Source organism: Acidiphilium sp. MT5 (genome assembly GCF_054767495.1).
Genome location: NZ_BAABMR010000008.1, coordinates 59,173 through 76,734 on the forward strand (window position 1 = coordinate 59,173; position 17,562 = coordinate 76,734).

General features: G+C 61.5%; 17 protein-coding genes. 9 read left to right on the top strand and 8 right to left on the bottom strand.

The window, feature by feature from the left end; translation table 11 throughout:
- Positions 1 to 3 precede the first annotated feature (3 nt).
- Positions 4 to 1,611, bottom strand: coding sequence for an acyl-CoA carboxylase subunit beta (locus tag ACYUCQ_RS09990; RefSeq protein ID WP_460254380.1), 1,608 nt, complete (start codon positions 1,609 to 1,611; stop codon positions 4 to 6).
- Positions 1,611 to 2,501 (bottom strand): SDR family oxidoreductase, encoded by an 891-nt coding sequence (locus ACYUCQ_RS09995; protein ID WP_460254381.1) that lies wholly within the window; start codon positions 2,499 to 2,501, stop codon positions 1,611 to 1,613. The genes ACYUCQ_RS09990 and ACYUCQ_RS09995 overlap by 1 nt, the downstream gene beginning before the upstream one ends.
- Positions 2,502 to 2,608: 107 nt before the next feature.
- Here ACYUCQ_RS09995 and ACYUCQ_RS10000 point away from each other — a divergent pair, with 107 nt between their 5' ends.
- Genes ACYUCQ_RS10000 through ACYUCQ_RS10020 form a run of 5 tightly spaced genes read left to right on the top strand, consistent with a single transcriptional unit; the run spans position 2,609 to position 7,828 of the window.
- Positions 2,609 to 2,905 carry an SCP2 sterol-binding domain-containing protein gene (locus tag ACYUCQ_RS10000; RefSeq protein ID WP_460254382.1) on the top strand — a complete coding sequence of 99 codons (297 nt, stop codon included), beginning with the start codon at positions 2,609 to 2,611 and terminating at the stop codon, positions 2,903 to 2,905.
- A 6-nt stretch (positions 2,906 to 2,911) separates the two neighbouring features.
- Positions 2,912 to 3,397 carry a MerR family transcriptional regulator gene (locus ACYUCQ_RS10005; protein ID WP_460254383.1) on the top strand — a complete coding sequence of 162 codons (486 nt, stop codon included), beginning with the start codon at positions 2,912 to 2,914 and terminating at the stop codon, positions 3,395 to 3,397.
- A 48-nt stretch (positions 3,398 to 3,445) separates the two neighbouring features.
- Complete coding sequence (locus ACYUCQ_RS10010; protein ID WP_460254384.1) at positions 3,446 to 4,651, top strand: acetyl-CoA C-acetyltransferase; 1,206 nt, start codon at positions 3,446 to 3,448, stop codon at positions 4,649 to 4,651.
- A 10-nt stretch (positions 4,652 to 4,661) separates the two neighbouring features.
- The gene (locus tag ACYUCQ_RS10015) at positions 4,662 to 6,803 is read left to right on the top strand and encodes a 3-hydroxyacyl-CoA dehydrogenase NAD-binding domain-containing protein (RefSeq protein WP_460254385.1); all 2,142 of its coding nucleotides are present in this window, start codon (positions 4,662 to 4,664) and stop codon (positions 6,801 to 6,803) included.
- Positions 6,800 to 7,828 carry a CaiB/BaiF CoA transferase family protein gene (locus ACYUCQ_RS10020; protein ID WP_460254386.1) on the top strand — a complete coding sequence of 343 codons (1,029 nt, stop codon included), beginning with the start codon at positions 6,800 to 6,802 and terminating at the stop codon, positions 7,826 to 7,828. Before ACYUCQ_RS10015 ends, ACYUCQ_RS10020 begins: the two co-directional genes overlap by 4 nt.
- Before the next feature lie 46 nt (positions 7,829 to 7,874).
- Here ACYUCQ_RS10020 and ACYUCQ_RS10025 read toward each other — a convergent pair whose 3' ends face one another.
- Entirely contained in the window at positions 7,875 to 8,636 is a 762-nt protein-coding gene (locus tag ACYUCQ_RS10025) for a nitroreductase (RefSeq protein ID WP_460254387.1), read from the bottom strand.
- On the opposite strand from ACYUCQ_RS10025, the gene ACYUCQ_RS10030 reads away from it, so the two are divergent.
- From ACYUCQ_RS10030 to ACYUCQ_RS10040, 3 genes are all read left to right on the top strand, one after another.
- Positions 8,635 to 10,272: a fatty acid--CoA ligase gene (locus tag ACYUCQ_RS10030; RefSeq protein WP_460254388.1), complete on the top strand. Its 1,638-nt coding sequence runs from the start codon at positions 8,635 to 8,637 to the stop codon at positions 10,270 to 10,272. The genes ACYUCQ_RS10025 and ACYUCQ_RS10030 overlap by 2 nt on opposite strands.
- A 64-nt stretch (positions 10,273 to 10,336) precedes the next feature.
- Positions 10,337 to 11,431: a chorismate synthase gene (aroC, locus tag ACYUCQ_RS10035; RefSeq protein ID WP_460254389.1), complete on the top strand. Its 1,095-nt coding sequence runs from the start codon at positions 10,337 to 10,339 to the stop codon at positions 11,429 to 11,431.
- Positions 11,432 to 11,478: 47 nt separating this feature from the next.
- Positions 11,479 to 12,693: a hypothetical protein gene (locus ACYUCQ_RS10040; RefSeq protein ID WP_460254390.1), complete on the top strand. Its 1,215-nt coding sequence runs from the start codon at positions 11,479 to 11,481 to the stop codon at positions 12,691 to 12,693.
- A gap of 32 nt (positions 12,694 to 12,725) precedes the next feature.
- Here ACYUCQ_RS10040 and ACYUCQ_RS10045 read toward each other — a convergent pair whose 3' ends face one another.
- Positions 12,726 to 13,052, bottom strand: coding sequence for an NIPSNAP family protein (locus ACYUCQ_RS10045; RefSeq protein WP_460254391.1), 327 nt, complete (start codon positions 13,050 to 13,052; stop codon positions 12,726 to 12,728).
- A gap of 196 nt (positions 13,053 to 13,248) precedes the next feature.
- Between ACYUCQ_RS10045 and ACYUCQ_RS10050 the strand changes: the two genes are divergently transcribed.
- Positions 13,249 to 14,037: an ammonium transporter gene (locus ACYUCQ_RS10050; protein WP_460254392.1), complete on the top strand. Its 789-nt coding sequence runs from the start codon at positions 13,249 to 13,251 to the stop codon at positions 14,035 to 14,037.
- Between the two features lie 21 nt (positions 14,038 to 14,058).
- Here the strand turns inward: ACYUCQ_RS10050 and era are convergent, their stop codons facing one another.
- The 4 genes from era to ACYUCQ_RS10070 form a co-directional block, all read right to left on the bottom strand.
- Positions 14,059 to 14,958 (bottom strand): GTPase Era, encoded by a 900-nt coding sequence (gene era / locus ACYUCQ_RS10055; RefSeq protein WP_460254393.1) that lies wholly within the window; start codon positions 14,956 to 14,958, stop codon positions 14,059 to 14,061.
- Positions 14,955 to 15,656, bottom strand: coding sequence for a ribonuclease III (gene rnc / locus ACYUCQ_RS10060; protein WP_460254394.1), 702 nt, complete (start codon positions 15,654 to 15,656; stop codon positions 14,955 to 14,957). The genes era and rnc overlap by 4 nt, the downstream gene beginning before the upstream one ends.
- Positions 15,657 to 15,666: 10 nt before the next feature.
- The gene (lepB, locus tag ACYUCQ_RS10065) at positions 15,667 to 16,500 is read right to left on the bottom strand and encodes a signal peptidase I (protein ID WP_460254395.1); all 834 of its coding nucleotides are present in this window, start codon (positions 16,498 to 16,500) and stop codon (positions 15,667 to 15,669) included.
- 140 nt (positions 16,501 to 16,640) lie between these two features.
- Positions 16,641 to 17,339 carry a PadR family transcriptional regulator gene (locus tag ACYUCQ_RS10070; protein ID WP_460254396.1) on the bottom strand — a complete coding sequence of 233 codons (699 nt, stop codon included), beginning with the start codon at positions 17,337 to 17,339 and terminating at the stop codon, positions 16,641 to 16,643.
- Positions 17,340 to 17,562: the final 223 nt, after the last annotated feature.

Genomic DNA, 17,562 nt, shown 5'->3' on the forward strand with positions numbered 1-17,562 from the left:
CTCCTAAAACCGTTGAACGCCGAAGCTGTTGGGGCGCAATGTGCGCTGGGCAGCTTCAGCAATGGTGGCGAGGCAAAAACCGAGAACGGCGCGGGTGTCACGCGGGTCAATGATGCCGTCATCCCAGAGGCGCGCGGTGCCGAACAGGACACTGGCTTCGGCATCAAGCCGTTGTTTGATGCCGTCTGACATTTGGGCCAAGGCTTGTTCGTTGATTTGGGTGCCTGCACGCTCGAATTTGGCGCGGCTGATGATGTTCATCACCGTGGCGGCCTGGGCGCCGCCCATAACGGCGGTGCGGGCGGTGGGCCAGGAGAAAATGAAATGCGGATCAAAGCCACGTCCGCACATGCCGTAATTGCCCGCGCCGAATGAACCGCCCACCACGATGGTGAGTTTGGGAACGCTGGCATTCGCGACCGCTTGGATCATTTTCGAGCCGTGCTTGATCGCACCTTCACGTTCGGCGGCGCTACCGACCATGTAGCCGGTGGTGTTTTGCAAAAACAGCAAGGGTAGGCCGACCTGGTCGCAAGCTTGGATGAATTGGGCGGCTTTCATCGAGCCTTGCGGCTGGATGGGTGCGTTATTGGCGATGATGCCGAGACGATGACCCTCGATGGCGGCGTGACCGCAAATGGTATCTGCGCCGAATTCGGCTTTATATTCGAGAAAATCGGCGTGATCGATAATATGGGCGATGGTGGCGCGCATATCGAACGGCGTACGGTCATCGCCGGGGACGATGCCGAGCAGATGCGCAGGATCAAGGGGCGGGGCGATGGGTTCGCGGGCGGGCGATGCGGGCAGGCCGAGATGCTGCACGAGATCACGCACCAAAGCGAGGGCGGCGCTGTCATCATCGGCCAGGTATTCACCAAGGCCGGTGATTTGCGCGTGCAATATTGCCCCGCCGAGCTGTTCTTCACTGACCTGTTCGCCGATGGCGGCTTCGACCAAAGGCGGGCCGGCGAGAAAGATTTTTGAACGGTCGCGGACCAGCACGATGTAATCCGAGAGGCCCGGCAGATAGGCACCGCCGGCGGTTGCGGAGCCATGGACCACGGCGATTTGCGGGATGCCCATGGCGGACAGGCGGGCCTGATTGGCGAAACTACGGCCACCCTCCACAAAGATTTCACTTTGGTAGAGCAGGTTGGCGCCGCCGCTTTCGACCAGATAAATCAGGGGCAGTTTGTTGATGCGCGCGATGTCCTGGGCGCGCAAGGTTTTGCGCAAACCCATCGGGGCGACGGTGCCGCCTTTGATCGCGCTGTCATTCGCGACGACCATCACCCGCACGCCTTTGACAAAGCCGATGCCAGCGATGCCGCCGCCACCCATGATGCTGCGTTTGGCGTCATCATCATGCATGCCAAGGCCGGCGAGGCTGGAAAGTTCGAGGAAGGACGCCCCGCGATCCAGCAAATGGCTGAGCCGTTGCCGGGGCGTGAGCTGGCCGCGCTTGGCGAATTTGGGCCGGGCGGCAACATCCTGCTCGATAATCGCGGCTTCTAACGCTCGGAACGTTGCGATTTTTTCGAGCATCGCGGCTTCGTTGGTCTTGAAGGACGCGGCGCTGGGATTTATGCCGGGCGCGAGCGGTGGCATTACGAGGCGTCTCCGGCCAGCATGGCGACGGGTTGGGCGCGGTGAAAACCCTCAAAGGCGATGGTGCCGCCTTCTGGTGGCAGCGGAAATGCACGATGACCCAGCGGCGCGCCGCCATCGATTTGCAAAACAGCGCCGGTGATGAACGCTGCTGCGGGTGACAGCAAGAAACAAATGCCTGCACTCACTTCGGCTTCGGTGCCAAGCCGGTGTAGGGGCACGCTGCGATGCAGGGCTTTGATCATCGGTTTCATCGCCTCGCCATATTGATCGAGGCCGGAAGAGGCGATCCAGCCGGGGGCGACGGCGTTGACCCGCACGCCGAATGACGCCCATTCGAAGGCGGCGGTTTTGGTGAGATTGACCATGCCGGCGCGCGCAGCACCCGAATGACCCATGCCGGGCATGCCATTCCACATATCGGCGACAATGTTCACGATGGCGCCGCCATGCTGTTTCATGCTGGCATTGAAACAGGCTTTGGCGAGCAGAAAGCCACCGGTTAGGTTGGTGGCGACCACAGCTTCGAAGCCTTTTTTCGAAATTGAGGCGAGTGGCGCGGGGAATTGCCCGCCGGCATTATTCACCAGCGCGTCGATCCGACCATGGCGGGTGATGAGGGCGGCGATGGCGGCTTCAATCGCTGGTTCATCGCGAATATCGAGACTGATCGCTTCACCGCTTAAGCCATCAGAAGCGAGTTCGCTGAGCACGGCATCAAGCCGGTCTTGGCGGCGACCGAGCAGCACCACATGCGCGCCCAAGGCCGCGAGTTCGTGGGCGGCACACCGGCCAATACCACTGCCGCCGCCGGTGATCAGGATGATTGATCCGGCAAACAAATCGTTGCGAAAAATGCTGCGATAAAAGTGATCGCTTGGCTTTGACACATGATCCTCCCAAGCCGGTTGGCCGGCGTGTTGACTTACTATGACGGCGATTGACGCGCACGTCAATTGGATTTATCATGCGCGCATCAAATCAAGAGGAGCAAAAAATGGATTTTGCGGAATGCACGCGGCGGATTACCGAGAAGGTTGGCGCCGATAGCGGGCTGGGCGCCAAGTTGAAATTCGATTGCGGCGATGCGGGGCGGATTTTTATTGATGGGACGGCGGTGCCCAATCATGTCAGCCACGATGATGCGCCAGCGGACTGCACCATCAAGATTGCGCTCGCTGATTTGGTCGCGCTGTTGGAGGGCACGTTGGAGCCGACGACGGGTTTTATGACCGGGCGCTTTACCGTTGATGGTGATATTGGCGTGGCGCTGAAATTGCAGCGGGTGATTTAGCGCGCGATGCTGGACAAGTCCGACAAGCTGGCTGACCGCTATTTGCGCGATCATCAGGCCGACCCGGCCAAGGCGGGCGGGCGCGGGCGGCGCGAGGCGCAGGAGCGGTTATTTGGGATTGCCGAGGTTGCGGCAGAGCTGGGCATCACCACCCGCACGATTCGGTTTTATGAGCAAAAGGGCCTGATTTTGCTGCAACGGATCAATCGAGCGCGCGCTTTGACCAAGCGCGACCGGGCCCGGCTGGCGTTGATTTTGCGGGCGCGGGCGATTGGTTCCTCTCTTGATGAGATTGCGCATTATCTGGAACTTTATGGCCAGCATGGCGAGGGGCGCTCACGGCAATTGCGCTATGTGATTGACCGGACGCAAGATGCAATTGCAGATTTGGAAAGCAAGCGCGCCAAGATTGACGGGTTGCTGGCGGATTTGCGTGAGATCCATCAAACCAGTGTGGATAATTTAGCGTCGTTGCAGGCGCGGCAATCGTGATGTGAACCGGACAAATAACGCACCGGGCGGTGCGTAGAGGGGGAAGCGATGAATGACGCGTTGATTTTTGAAGCGGTGCGCACGCCGCGCGGCAAGGGCAAGGCGGATGGCAGCCTGCACGAGGTCAAGCCTGTGACATTGCTTGCTGATCTGCTCAATGGATTGCAACAGCGGCTCGATTTCGACACGGGCTTGATTGATGATGTGGTCATGGGGTGTGTGACGCCGATTGGCGATCAGGGCTCGTGCATCGCCAAGACCGCAGCACTGGCGGCGGGGTGGGATTGGAATGCCTCGGGCGTGCAGATTAATCGGTTTTGTGCCTCGGGGCTTGATGCGGTCAATCAGGCGGCGCAGCGCGTGCGCTCCGGCTGGGAGGATTTGATTGTTGCGGGTGGTGTTGAGTCAATGTCACGCGTTACCATCGGCTCGGATGGCGGACCGTGGGCGCTTGATCCGGCGACCAGCTTGGCCACAAATTTTGTGCCACAGGGGATTGGCGCGGATTTGATTGCGACACTGGATGGCTATAGCCGCCACGATGTCGATCAGTTTGCGCTGACTTCACAGCAACGCGCGGCGGCGGCGCGGACGGCGGGGTTGTTTGATCGGTCGGTGCTGCCGGTGCGCGATGTGAATGGTCAGACGATTTTGGCCCGCGATGAATTTATCAAGCCGCAGAGCACGTTAGAGGGATTGGCCGGGCTACCCGCCGCCTTTGAGCAGGCGGGGCGGATTGGTTTTGATCAGGTGGCGTTGCGGGTTTATCCGCAGGTGGAGGCGATCAATCACGTTCATACGGCTGGCAATTCATCGGGCATTGTGGATGGGGCGGCGGCGGTGCTGATTGGCTCCGCTGCGCGGGGCCGGGAATTGGGGCTGGAGCCGCGCGGGCGGGTGGTGGCGACGGCGTTAGTGGGCACCGATCCGACGATTATGCTGACCGGGCCGGTGCCGGCCACGCGCAAGGCGCTGGCGCGAGCGGGAATGACGATTGAGCAGATTGATCTGTTTGAAGTGAATGAAGCATTTGCCGCCGTGCCGCTGCGGTTCATGCGCGAATTGGCGGTGCCGCATGAAAAAATCAATGTGAATGGCGGCGCGATTGCGATGGGTCATCCGCTCGGGGCGACGGGGGCGATGCTGGTTGGCACCATCCTTGACGAATTGCAGCGACGGCGGCTGCGCTTTGGATTGGTGACGCTATGCGTGGGCGGTGGCATGGGCATTGCCACGATCATCGAAGCATTTTGAGGATTTGACGATGAGTGTTGTGACTTTTTCGATTGATGATCGAGTCGGGGTGATCCGCTTTGATGATCAGCGTGCGCCGGTAAATACGATGAGTGCGGCTTGGCAGAGTGAATTTGCCTCGGTGTTAGACCAAATATCCGGCGCGTTGTCCGAATTGGATGGGGTGATTGTGACGTCAGCCAAGCCCGGGCATTTTTTTGCTGGGGCGGATGTTAAATCATTGTTGAATTTGACGCCTGCGGACGCCGGGACGGTGTTTGCGCAGGTGGAAGCGATCAAGGCGATGCTGAACCGGCTGGAGACTTTGCCGATTCCGGTGGTGGCGGCGCTGAATGGCACGGCGTTGGGCGGCGGGTTTGAAATTGCGCTCGCGTGCCATCAACGGTTTTGCATCGCGACGCCGACCGTGCAGTTGGGGTTGCCAGAGGTTTCGCTCGGGCTGCTGCCCGGTGGCGGCGGATTGACGAAAATGGTGCGGCTGTTGGGCTTGGTGGCGGCGTTGCCGATTTTGACTGAGGGCAAGATATTCACGCCGGAGCAGGCGGCTGCGTTGGGATTGGTGCAGCTCGTGGCGGATGAGGCGGCGTTGCTGGCGGCTGCGCGCGCCTGGATTGCCAGCAAACCGCAGCCGGTGCAGCCCTGGCGGGTTAAGGGCTATAAAATTCCAGGCGGGACGCCGAATTCGCCGAGTGTGGCGCAGGCGCTGCTGGTGGCACCTGCGATGTTGCGGCAAAAGACGCAAGGTTGTTATCCGGCGCCGGAGGCGATTTTGGCCTGTGCGGTGGAGGGGGCGCAGGTGGGGTTTGACACGGCGCTGCGGCTGGAATCGCGATATTTTGCCACGCTCGCGACCGGGGCGGTGGCGCAGAATTTGATCCGGCTGTTTTTGGAGCGCACGGCAGCGAAATCCTCCGCGCGACCAGCGGGCGGGCGACCAGCGGGCGGGCGACCAGCGTTCAAGCCTAGCAAAGTGGGTATTTTGGGTGCGGGGATGATGGGTGGGGGCATTGCCTACGCCAATGCGGTGCGCGGCGTTGAATGCGTGCTCAAAGATGTGAGTTTGGAGGCGGCGGAGCGCGGCAAGGCTTATTCAAAAAACGTCGCGGATAAGCGGATTAAGCGCAAGCGGATGAGTGAGGCGGAGCGCGAGGCGTTATTGGCGCGGATTACCCCGACGGCAGATGAGGACGCGCTGGCCGGATGTGATTTGATCATCGAGGCGGTGTTTGAAAATGCTGCCCTGAAGGCGCAGGTGATTGCGGCCCATGCACCGCATGTGACGGCGGATGGGGTCTTTGCCTCGAACAGTTCGACCTTGCCAATGACCGAGTTGGCCGCTTCATTCCCAGACCCGACGCGGTTTATTGGGTTGCATTTTTTCTCGCCCGTCGAGCGGATGGAGCTGCTCGAGATTATTCGCGGGGTGCAGACCAGCGATGAGACGGTGGCGAAAGCGCTCGATTATGCCTGGTTGATTGGCAAATTGCCGATTGTGGTGAATGATCGGCGCGGGTTTTACACCAGCCGGACCTTTGGCACGTTTGTGATGGAAGGGGCGACGATGCTGGCTGAGGGGATTCCCGCGCCTGCGATTGAACGGGCGGCGTTGATGGTGGGGATGCCGATCGGGCCGCTTGCGGTGCTGGATGAAACATCGCTCTCGCTATCGGTGCATGTGCTTGAGGAGACGCGCCGTGCGGCAGAGACGGGGGGGCATGATTATGCGCCGAGCCAAGGTGAATTGTTAGTGGAGCGGATGGTGCGCGACTTCAACCGACCAGGACGGGCGGGGGGTGGTGGCTTTTATGATTATCCGGCGAACGGGCCAAAGCATCTTTGGCCTGGATTGGCCGCGCATTTTGGCAAGATCGGGATAGCGTTTGAGGTTGCACATTTGGGTGAGCGATTCCTCTATCGGCAGGCCTTGGAGACGCTGCGTTGTTTGCAAGAGAAGGTGCTAATTTCGGGGCGGGATGCGAATTTGGGATCGATTTTCGGGATTGGGTTTCCGGCTTGGACCGGGGGCGCGTGGCGCTTCATTGAGGCGCAGGGGTTAGCGGCGTTCACCCAGCGTTGTGCGGCGTTGGCGGCGCGTTATGGCGAGCGGTTTGCGCCGCCGGATTTGCCCGCTGATTGGCGGATTGGCGCATGATGGCGCAAGGCCCGCTCGCGGGGGTGCGGGTGATTGAGATCGAGGCGCTGGGGCCGGTGCCGTTTTGTGCGATGATGCTAGCGGATTTGGGCGCGGAGATTGTGCAAATTCAGAGGCCCGGCAAGCCAGCGTTGATTGCCGTGCCGCGTGAGTGCGACGCGGTGCAGCGCGGGCGCGTGGCGGTGGCGCTGGATTTGAAAACCGAGGCCGGGCGGTTAGCGTTGCAGCCTTATTTGGCTGCGGCGGACATCGTGATTGAGGGGTTTCGACCGGGAGTGATGGAGCGATTGGGGCTGGGGCCGGAGACGCTGCGGGCGGCGCATCCGCTATTGATTTATGGGCGGATGACCGGGTTTGGCCAGAGCGGGCCGTTGGCGGCGCGGGCGGGGCATGATTTGACCTATTTGGCCCTCACCGGGGCGTTGCATGCGATTGGGCGCGCCGGCGAGCGCCCGGTGCCGCCGCTCAATTTGGTTGCCGATTATGGCGGCGGGGCAATGCTGTTGGCCGTGGGGTTGCTGGCGGCGTTGGTGCAGCGCGGGGTGAGCGGGCAAGGCTGCGTGGTGGATGCGGCGATGATTGATGGCGCATCGCTGCTGATGACGCCTTGTTATGCGATGCTGGCTAATCAGGTTTGGGCCGATCAGCGCGGGGTTAATTTGCTCGATGGCGGCGCGCCATTTTACGACACGTATGAGACCGCGGATGGGCGCTATGTGGCGGTGGCAGCGTTAGAGCCGCAATTTTTTGCGGTGTTGGCGAGCACGTTGGCGCTCGACCCGGATTTGGCACGGCGGCAATATGACCGGCGGAGCTGGCCGGCGCTGCGTGCGGCGTTGAGCACGATTTTTCGCTCGGCACCGCGCGATCATTGGGCGGCATTGTTTGAGCCATTAGATGCGTGCGTGGCGCCGGTGCTGACGATGGAGGAGGCGGTGCTGCATCCGCATAACCAGGCGCGGGGTGTGCATGTGCGTGACGCCACGGGGGTTAGGCCCGCGGCGGCGCCGCGCTTTACCCATTAAGGCGGCGCCGCGCTTTACCAATTAGGCAGCGCGGCGTTTTTGCTGATTAATCCTCGAAGCCTTCGAAGCGAGCGAAGTCTTCGAGGGGGGCGCGTTTGGAGCGCAGCGCGTTGACCGGCGCTTGCGCGTCGCGATAGCCAATGGCCATGCCGCAAAACAGCATCAGGTCAGGTGGTGTGGCGAGCGCTTGGTACACGGTGGTGGCAAACATTGCCCAGGCTTCTTGCGCGCAGGAATCCAGCCCTGCTTCGCGCAGCAAGAGCATGATGGTTTGCAGGACCATGCCGAGATCGGAGAATTGGGCGGCACCCATGCCGCGATCAATAAAGCAGAACAGGCCGACCGGAGCGCCGAATAATTGGAAATTGCGGGCGAACCAGGCGCGCCGCCCGGCGCGGTCGTCACGGGCGATGCGGAGCAACGCGTACATATCCTCGCCGATTTCGGCGCGGCGGGCGCGATAAGGCTCGCGGATCGGGCTCGGGTAGATTGGGTATTCGCTGACTTCGCCGTTGGGTTGGGCCTGGGCGCGGGCGCTGACTTGGGCGAGCAGTGATTGCAAGGGGGCGCCGGTGAGCAGCACCAAATGCCAGGGTTGCAAATTGCCGCCGGAGGGGGCGCGGGCGGCTTTTTGCAGAATGCTGCGCAATAAGGCGCCGGGCACCGGATCGGGGCGGAAGGCGCGGACGGATAAGCGCGTATCGACCGCGTGACTGACGGAATTTGATCGCAACGGGTGGGGTTCTGCGCTAGCCTGACCGGCACGCGCCGCAGAATCGCGCAATTCATCATTATTGGGGAAGCTCATGTCCTATTATGCCTATCCGTTATTGATTAAACAAATACTGGAAACGCCGCGCCAGCAAGCGAGTGGGCGTAAAATTATTTATCGGGGCGAGGTGACGCTCGATTATCCGGGATTTATCGCCCGGGTTGGCCAGCTTGGCGCTGCGTTGCGGCGATTGGGGGTTCGCCACGGTGATGTGGTGGCGGTGATGGATTGGGACAGCCATCGGTATTTAGAGTGTTTTTTTGCGATCCCGATGCTGGGCGCGACCTTGATGAAGGTTAATGTGCGGCTGGCACCCGAGCAGATTGCGTACACGCTCGATCATGCTGGGGCGAGCACGCTGCTGATCCATCCGGATTTTGTCCCGCTGGTGACCGCGCTGCGCCCGCGCCTGCCGGCGTTGCGCAATTTCGTGTTTCTGAACGAGGATGACGGGGCGCGCGGCGAGCTGCCTTATGCCGGGGATTACGAGAAATTGCTGGCGGCGGAGGATGCTGAATTTGATTTTCCCGAGTTCGACGAGCACACCCGCGCGACCACGTTTTACACGACGGGCACCACGGGCATGCCGAAGGCCGTGGCGTTCAGCCATCGTGATATTGTGCTGCATAGCATGACGATTTTAGCGACGATGGCGATGAGTTCGGTCAATGCTGGGGTTAATCGCGATGACGTGTATTTGCCGTTGACGCCGATGTTTCATGCCCATGCGTGGGGCTGGCCCTATGTGGCGACGTTGCTGGGCATGACCCAGATTTATCCGGGACGGTTTGATTTGCCGCGCATTATTCGGTTGTTTCGCACCTATCAGCCGACCTATTCGCATTGCGTGCCGACAATTTTGCACATGCTGCTCTCAGCGCCGGATGCGGCGGATTTGGATTTATCGCACTGGAAGGTTGGCATTGGCGGCTCGGCGCTGTCACGCGGGCTATGTGGGGCTGCGATGGATCGGGGGGTGGATGTGTTTACCGGTTGGGGCATGTCGGAATCCTGCCCGTTGCTGACATTTGCGGTCATTAAATCGGAAATGTTGGCCGATGTGGCGGATGACAATGTGGCCCGACGGGCGCGCGAGCTTGATATTCGCACCACCGGCGGACTTGCCGCGCCGCTGGTGCAGCTACGGGTTGTGGACGCGGCCATGAATGATTTGCCGCGCGATGGCAGCAGTGCGGGTGAGCTGGTGGCGCGCGCACCGTATTTGACCGCTGGCTATGTTGGCAATGAGGAGGCCAGTGCGGCGCTCTGGCGCGGGGGTTGGATGCATACAGGCGATATCGGCACCATTGATGCACAGGGCTATGTGCATATTCTCGATCGGGCGAAGGATGTGATCAAAACCGGCGGGGAATGGGTGTCCTCCATCGGGATTGAGGATATTTTGTCGCAGCATCCCGACGTTGGCGAGGTTGCGGTCATTGGGGTCACGGACCCGAAATGGGGCGAGCGGCCTTTGGCGCTGGTGGTGGCGCGAGCGGGTCGCCAGGCTGATCCGGCGTCGTTGCGGGATTTTGTCGCGCGACAGGCCGAGCGTGGCGTGATTTCGAAATTCGCGATCCCCGATCGGGTGGTGCTGGTCGAGGTGATTGAAAAAACCTCGGTTGGCAAGCTCGATAAAAAATTGCTGCGGCAAAAATACGCGCCGGGCTAAATTTTGTTGCCCCGCTTGGACTGGCCTCTTTGGCCGAGGCGGCAAACCGGGTAAGGGAGCAAAAATGTCGCATAATAGTTTTGGTCATTTGTTCCGGGTTACCAGTTGGGGCGAGAGCCATGGGCCGGCGATTGGGTGTGTGGTGGATGGTGTGCCGCCGCGCTTGGCGTTGAGTGAGGCAGATATTCAGCCGTTTCTGGATCGGCGCCGTCCGGGGCAATCGCGCTTTACCACCCAGCGGCGCGAGGCGGATGCGGTGCGGATTCTCTCGGGCGTGTATCAGGGACAGACGACGGGCACGCCGATTGCGTTGCAGATTGAGAATACTGATCAGCGATCGAAGGATTATGCCAATATCGCGGAGCGGTTTCGGCCGGGCCATGCGGATATTGCCTATCATTGGAAATATGGGATTCGTGATCCGCGCGGCGGCGGGCGGTCTTCGGCGCGCGAAACCGCGATGCGGGTGGCGGCGGGGGCGATTGCGCGGAAAATTATCGGTGATGGGGTGATAATCCGCGGCGCGCTGGTACAAATGGGGCCGCATGGTATTGATCGCTCGCGGTTCGATTGGGACGAGGTGGAGCGCAACCCGTTTTTCTGCCCGGATGCGCAGGCGGCGGCGCAGTGGGCCGACGCGTTGGATGCGGTGCGGCGCGACGGCTCATCGCTCGGCGCGGTGGTGGAGGTGGTGGCCGAGGGCGTGCCGCCGGGATTGGGCGCGCCGGTTTATGGCAAGCTCGATGCCGATTTGGCTCAGGCGATGATGAGCATCAATGCGGTGAAGGCGGTGGAGATTGGCGACGGGTTTGCGGTGGCTGCGTTGCGCGGCGAGCAAAATGCCGATGAGATGCGGATGAACCCGGACGGCACCGTTCGGTTTTTGGCGAACCATGCTGGCGGGATTTTGGGCGGCATTGCGACCGGGCAGCCGATTGTGGTGCGGTTTGCGGTCAAGCCGACCAGCTCGATCCTGACGCCGGTGCAGAGCGTTGATGCGGCGGGGAATGACATCATGATCGAGACCAAGGGGCGGCATGATCCGTGTGTGGGCATCCGCGCGGTGCCGGTGGGTGAAGCGATGATGGCGTGTGTGCTGGCCGATCATTGGCTGCGTCATCGCGGGCAAATTGGGGCGATGGGGACCGCGATTATCTGATAGTAATCGGTTCGGAAATCCGTTATAGACGCGGCATCATGGAATATATGCCGCCAAAGACCCGCCCTGCGTCACGCACGCTGACCGATACGCATCGGACATGTTCGATCCTGGGGATCAAACGTTGGCGCGCGCGGATGGCGGCGCTCAATGATATGATCGCGCTCGGCGCGCGGACCGGTGCGCTGATTGCGCAGCGCCATGCGGCGGAATTGGCGGCGGAGAAATGCCGCCAAGGGTTGGCGCTGACGCCGAGCGAGGCGATGTGGGCGCAGCGCGTTGGGACGTTGTTCCCGCTGTATAAATCACTCTCCGAAGCCGGGCAGGCGCGTTTTGAAGCGCGGCTGGACGCGGCGCTGAGCGGCGTCGAGACGCTGGTGCCGCTACTGCATTTGGCGCGCACGGCGTCTTTGCATACGGCGTTGGGGTTTGATGTGCGTTTGAGCGGCTTAGAGGATGGCACGCCATTCGATATGCTGATCACCCGTGAGGGCTGCGAGGCGGAAATCGCCTGTGACACCTTGTCCGCCGAAGAGGGGCGCACGGTGCATCGGGCGGCGTGGATGCGGCTGATGGATCGGATTGACCCGGATTTGCAGAGCTGGCTGGCGACCCATCCGGGGCGGTATTTGTTGAAAATGACGCTGCCGCAGGGGCTGCGCAGCGCGGATGTCGTGGGCGGAGAAACTGATGCGCTGGCGGCGCTGCATCAACGGATTAGCAGCATGCTCACCCAATCGCGGCGGGCGGATCATGATGAAGCGGCGGTGCTGCGGCTCGACCCGCTGATGTTGGCGGCGGCGCAGGCGAGCGAGAATGGGTTGATGGGGCAGTTGCGCCGGGAATTTGGCCCGGAGGCGCATTTGGCGGTGACCGGCTCTGGCCCGGCGGTTTTTGTGTTGGCGGCGCGGGCGGCGAGTGAAAATGAGGTGGCGATTGCGATGCGCCGCCGGCTGGCGGCTCTGGCACCCGCACGGCTCAGCGGCACACGGCCCGGCATTTTGGCGATGTTTATCGAGGATACCGACCGGGTTGAATGGCAGATTTTGCGCGATCATTTGACGCTGGAGGGCGAGGCGCGGCAATTTTTGACTTTCCCGGAGGCCCGGCCAGTGGTTGCGGTGACCTGTGCGTCGCGGTTAGAGTTGGGCGTGGAATTGGCCGCCGCCGGGCCGGAGCGCGCGGCGATGCGGTTTCGCAACCCCTCGCACCCGGCGGCGAAATGGCCTGCCCTCGCGCCGGCGGTGCTGTCCACGGTTTAGATCGATCGCTGCTGAGCGCGCAGCGCCGATTATTATTTGAGGGCGGAAAATCCGGTCGGCGTGAGAATGCGGTTGCTGATCGATTCGACGATTTGGCCGCTCTGTTCGGTGGCGGCGCGGCCTTGCAGCCATTCCGGGTCCGATTGGAAGGCGGTCCATTTCGCATCGCGCTCCGCAAGGGATTCCCATTCGAGCAGATAATGCAAATCTTGGTTGGACTCGCCAATGAGCGTGGTCCAGAACCCGACTTGGCGAATGCCGTGCTTTTGCCACATGGCCAGGGTGAGGGTTTCAAAGCGCTTGAGCAGGGCCGGCAGGCGGCCCGGCAGGCAGCGATAGATGCGTAATTCATGGATCATGGATTGGCTCCTGAAGGGAGCGAGAGCGATAACGCCGTTATTACTGCCGGGTCAACGCTGTGATCGTGGCCGACGATCTAGTGGGCGGTGACGGCATGGATTTTGCTGCTTTGGGTGGACGCGCATCGCTGATCGTGCGGGTCACACGGGAAAATGCACCGGTAAACGGGCGAGATAATGAGGAGTGGTCGCGATAATGCGACGGGTTGGGCTAGCGGGCGCAATGGCGCTTCCGCTGATTAGTTTCGTTTTGCCTGCAAAAGCGGCAGAAACTGGCTTAAATTCGGGCGATACTGCTTGGATGTTGGTCAGTTCGGTTTTGGTCTTATTAATGACGATTCCGGGGCTCGTGCTGTTTTATGGCGGCATGGTACGCAAGAAGAACGTGCTCTCGATCATGATGCAGAGCGTGACAATTTGTGCGCTGGTGAGCCTGCTTTGGGTGGTGGTGGGGTATAGTCTCGCATTTTCCAACGGTAATGGGTTTGTCGGCGACCTTTCGGACATGATGCTGCGCGGGTTGGCGCAAAATTGGCAATCGGCGTTCGTGCTGGGGGCGATTTCCGGTGCGGTTGCCGGGCTGGTGGCGATTACGCCTGCGGCGGGCTTTGTGTTGCCCGGGGCCGCGATGGTGATTGGCGTGGCGGCGGGGCTGCTCTCATACTGGGTGGTGACCATGGTCAAGCCGAAACTCGGTTTCGATGACACGCTGGATGCCTTTGGCGTTCACGGGGTCGCCGGAATTCTGGGAACGCTGGCGACCGGGCTGCTGGCTTTTGCGCCGCTCTCAGACGGGGCGGTACGCGGGGGTCTGCATCAATTGCTGATCCAGGCCATCGGGGTTGGCGCGACCGCGCTCTATTGCGGGGCGGTGACCGGCGCGATTTTGTTTTTTCTAGAGCCGGATGATGGGGGGCTGCGGGTCAGCCGCGACGAGGAGCGCCAGGGGTTGGACGAGGTGCTGCACGGCGAGTCAATGGCGTGATGCGCGGCGGGGCGCGGAGGTTTAACCATCAAGCCCCAGGGCGCGCAGGCGGGCGGTTTCTTCGTCCCAGCCGGGGCGGTCTTTGACGTGGAGAAAAAGATGCACCCGGCGCTCTAACAGGCGTTCGAGTTCGGCGCGGGCTTTGGAGCCGATGGATTTGATCCGGGCGCCGGATTCGCCGAGGATGATCATTTTATGGCCGGTGCGCGCGACATAGATGGTGACATCGATGCGGGCCGAGCCATCGTTCAAATCCTTGAAGCTCTCGGTTTCGACCGAGGCGCCATAGGGGATTTCTTCGCGGGTTTGCAGGAAAATTTGCTCGCGCACCAATTCGGCGGCCAGCATCCGGTCGGTCTGGTCGGTCAGCTCGTCGGGCGGGTAAAGGAATGGGCCGACGGGCATGGCGCGGCCCATGGCATCGAGCATGGTGTCCACCCCGTCGCGTTTGAGGGCGCTGATCATGAAGACTTCATCGAACTGGCCCATTTTGCCGAGCGTATCGGCGAGCGGGAGCAGTTTGTCGCGGGGCAAGAGGTCAATTTTGTTGAGCACCAACCAGCGGCGGCGGCCGGTTTTGGCCAGGGCCGCGAGCGGTTCGGCGAGATCATCCGGGCGGGCGCGGAACGCATCGACCAGCATGCAAGCGAGATCGGCGCCGGCGACGGAATCCCAGGCGGTTTGCACCATCGCACGATCAAGCCGACGTTTAGGCGCGAATAGGCCGGGTGTGTCGATCAGGATGATCTGCGACTGATCGGGCGGGAGTTCGCGCAGCAAAATGCCGCTGACGCGAAAGCGGGTGGTTTGCGCTTTGGGCGTGACAATCGAGACTTTGGCGCCGACCGCCTGATTGAGCAGGGTTGATTTGCCCGCATTGGGCCGGCCGAGCAGGGCGACATAGCCGCATCGTGTGTTCATTCGCCTAATCGCTCCAATAATCGCCGTGCGGCGGCTTGTTCGGCAGCACGTTTGCTGCCCGCTTCGGCTTCCGCCGAGAGATCGCCCACCATGACCCGCACGCGGAATTTGGGCGCGTGCGCGGGGCCGGACTGCGCGATGACCTGGTAATCGGGCAAGACCGGTGCGCGGCTGAGCGCCACTTCCTGCAGGGCGGTTTTGGCGTCTTTGGGGGGTTCGAACTGGTCTTGCGCCTCGATCCGGCTGGCGAAGCGGGCGCGGATGAAACGCTGCGCCGGGGCCAAACCGCCATCGAGATAGAGCGCGCCGAGCAGGGCTTCCAGCGCATCGGCCAGCACTGAGGCATTATGGCGCACGCCGCGCCTTGTTTCGCCGGGTGATACATCGAGTAGGTTGGCGAGGCCGACCTCTTCGGCGATCGCAGAGAGCGAGCTGCGCGAGACCAGATGCGCGAGGCGCGGGCCGAGCCTGCCTTCGCGCTCCTCGGGGTAGCGCTCAATCAGCCATTCGGCGATCACGAGGCCCAGCACCCGGTCACCGATAAATTCCAGCCGCTCATTCGAGGCCAAGCCCCCTGCCCCGGCGGCGGAGCGGTGGGTGAGGGCCTGGGCCAAGCGCTCGGGGGCGGCGAATTGGTAACCGAGCAAGGCGGCGGCCCGCTTGGCGCGCTCAGCGTTGCGCTCGGTTTCAGTGCTCACCAGGGGCTGCTCAATGCAGGATGGTAAACATGCGGCCCCAGCGAATATCGCTCGGCCAATCCCAGAATTTCCAGAACGGGTGATCGAGCCGCACCGATAGCAGGATCATCCGGCCTCGACCGACGACGTTGGCGAGCGGAACATAGCCAACCGCGTTGAGGAAGCGGGAATCTTCGCTGAAATCGCGATTATCGCCCATCATGAACAGATGGCCGGGCGGCACGGTGTAGAGCGGGGTGTTGTTGGCGAAACCTTGATTGGTGGCTTTCAAAATGATGTGATTCACGCCATCGGGCAGGTGCTCGATATATTTGCGCACTTTGATCGGCACGGCTTCGCCGGAATCGATCGGGGTTTCGAGATAAGAGCCATCGCGGGTGCGGGGCACTTCCTTGCCGTTGATATAAAGCTGGCCGTCGGTCACTTGCACTGTATCGCCGGGGAGGCCGATCACGCGTTTGATGTAATCGACGCTCGGATCACGCGGCAGGGCGAACACGACGATTTGACCCATTTTTGGCACGGAGCCAAAAATCCGGCCTTTGAAGGCGGGTTCCCCGAACGGGAACGACCAGCGCGAATAGCCATAATTATATTTGGTCACCAGCACGAAATCACCCGCAAGCAGCGTGGGGGTCAGGCTGCCTGAGGGGATGAAGAATGGCTCGGCGACCAAGGAACGCAGACCAACCGCGATCACCACCACGTAAATGAGAGTGAGAACCGTATCCGCAAACGCGCCGCGCTGGGCGGGGGCGGTGCGCGGGCTGGGCGCGCCCGATGAATTTCCGGTTGGCGCTTTGCCCTGCGCGGATTTTGCCCTGGAAGGTTTCGGGTCGGCCATGTGCTACACCTCATCAATCAAGTCGCATCAAGCCCGCAACCATGGCGCTGTCAAGAAATGGCCCGTTGAGCATTGGCAGGCTCGGCGTTGGTTGGCTGCGCGATGGATGCGGTTGATTGCTGAGGAGCAGCGTGGGGTGGTTACAGATCCTCGACGATACGGGCGGCGTGATCGATTGCATCGGCGATTTTGCGGGCGAGCTCGGGCGGGGTGGTGTCGCTGGCGAGCTTCAGGCGCAAGGCGGTTCGCAGATTTTCCATGGCTCGGACCACGGGCAAGGCGGGTTCCTCGGCTCGGATTTGCGCTTGGACTTGGGCGATCCGCGCAAGGATTGCATCGAGGCTGGCGCGGTCTGCCGCGAGGGCAGCGGTGCCGTCCGGAGTGATGGTGAAGCTTTTGCGGTTGCCCTCGGCGATGCTGGAAACGTGACCGATTTCTTCCAGCAGGGTCAGCGTGGGGTACACCACGCCGGGGCTGGGCGTGTAGGCGCCGCCGGCAAGCTCTTCGATGGCTTTGATGATTTCATAGCCATGGCGCGGGCGTTCGGCGATGAGATGCAGCACCAATAAGCGCAGATCACCATGTTCGAGCAGCCGACGCAGGCGCCCACCGGGGCCGCCGCGACCTTGGCCACCGCCTTGGCCGCGACCTTGGCCCAGACCTTGGCCCAGACCTTGGCCCAGACCGTGACCGGCGCCACGACCGTGACCGCCGCCATGGCCGCGACCGCGAAAGCCCGGTTCGCCCGGCTCGTTCATCGCGAAGCGCTTCGGCTCCGCGCAGCAGGCGTTGTTCTGGCGCATTGAATGCATTGCGCGACCTGGTTTGAATAATGTCATATGTCGTTCTCCTGTGTTTTCGACATTATCTAGATATATCTAAATACACTCTTTTTCAAGGGTTGGCTGCTATGCGTTTTTTGAGCGCCGCGCGTAAAGGTTAGGTCAAGAATTGGAGAGACATTGGGTTCGAGGATGCGGCGTTCTGGCATCGATCCGCGTTTTGGGGCAGAGAATGCGAGCGAATCGCCCGCGTTGATCGGGATTCTCGATAAGGATTAGT